Annotated in this window: 1 protein-coding gene; it reads left to right on the forward strand. The window is 56.4% G+C overall.

Annotation, left to right across the window (positions count from 1 at the left end; genetic code table 11):
• Nucleotides 1-40: 40 nt before the first annotated feature.
• A complete protein-coding gene (locus AC3WQZ_RS35615) occupies nucleotides 41-1570 on the forward strand; it encodes an IS3 family transposase (protein WP_058698951.1) in 1530 nt (509 codons plus the stop codon).
• Nucleotides 1571-1598: the final 28 nt, after the last annotated feature.

Genomic DNA, 1598 nt, shown 5'->3' on the forward strand with positions numbered 1-1598 from the left:
GGGGGTGCGGATGAATTCTTGGACTACTTGGAGGTAGTTCATGTATTCGTACGAGGATCGCATCAGGGCGGTCAAGCTGTATTTAAAGTATGGAGGAAAGACGGCAACGGTCGTTCGTGAGCTGGGCTATCCGTCGGGTAAGAACCTGAAGCGGTGGGTCAACCTTTACCAGGCACTGGGGGACCTGCCCGAGCACCGCCGTCCAAGGCATCGATACACGCTGGAGCAAAAAAGCGTGGCGGTGGATCACTACTTCGGTCATGGCTGCTCTCTAGTTGGTACCCGCAGAGCCCTCGGGTATCCCAGCACCGAAATGCTGGCCCGCTGGATTGAGGAGCTGCGCCCTGGCTCGCGTCGCATGGTCACGAGCACAAACACCAGTGCGCCGTTTGCGTCCGAGCAGAGACGTCAGGCAGTCACTGACCTTTGCGCCCGCCGGGGCTCAGCGGAGGAAGTAGCGAAAAAGGTTGGAGTAAGCCGACCGATGCTGTACAAGTGGAAAGATCAACTGCTCGGAGACGAGGCATATCGATCTATGCGCAAACGTAAATTGGCCTCGCCTGAAGACGAGCATGCAGCGTTGCTGGAAAGAATCGCGCAGCTCGAACAGCAGGTACGCCAGCTGCAACTTGAGCGCGACATCCTGGCGCAGGCGGGCGATCTAATAAAAAAAGACCAAGGCATCAACTCCCTGACCCTGACAAACAGGGAGAAGACACAGGTGGTTGATGCCTTGAAAGCTACGTATCCGTTGCCTGAGCTTCTTCGCGTCGTCGGGCTTGCGCGCAGTAGCTACTTCTATCACAAGACAGGCTTGAGGCTGCGCGATAAGTACGGCGATGTACGTAAGGCCATGGTCGAGATCTTTGACAGCAACCATCGCTGCTATGGGTACCGTCGTATCCACGCGATGCTGCGTCAGCGAGATATTCGGATCTCCGAAAAGGTCGTGCGCAAATTGATGGCGGAGGAGCAGCTTACTGTCCGTCGGCCTCGTCGTCGGTACAGTTCCTACAGCGGGGAGATTGGCGCTGCCCCCGAGAACCTGATTGCTAGGGATTTCCATTCGCAGGCGCCAAATCAAAAATGGCTGACAGACATCACCGAATTCCAGCTTCCAGCTGGCAAGGTGTATCTATCGCCCATGATCGATTGCTTTGACGGCAAGGTTGTAAGTTGGTCTATCGGCACGAGGCCTGACGCACAATTGGTCAATAGCATGCTCGACGGCGCCATCACCACGCTCACCGATGGCGACAGCCCCGTAGTACACAGTGATAGGGGCTCGCACTATCGTTGGCCGGGATGGCTGCAGCGCATCAAGGCGGCTGGTCTCATCCGTTCCATGTCGCGAAAGGGCTGCTCACCTGACAACGCAGCCTGCGAAGGCTTCTTCGGTCGCCTGAAAAATGAGATGTACTACTGTCGCAACTGGGCTGGCACGACGGTAGAAGGATTCATGCACGAGCTAAACTCTTACATCCAGTGGTACAACGAGCGGCGCATCAAATTGTCGCTGCGCGGCATGAGTCCGGTCGAATACCGGCGCCACCTTGGAATCGCAACTTAACTCAGTCCAAGAATTCATCCGCACCCCC

It is taken from the genome of Cupriavidus sp. FW305-26 (genome assembly GCF_058787975.1).

Coding starts and splice junctions, on each gene's coding strand:
- AC3WQZ_RS35615 (WP_058698951.1), top strand. CDS start 41: ATGTATTCGTACGAGGATCGCATCAGGGCGGTCAAGCTGTATTTAAAG.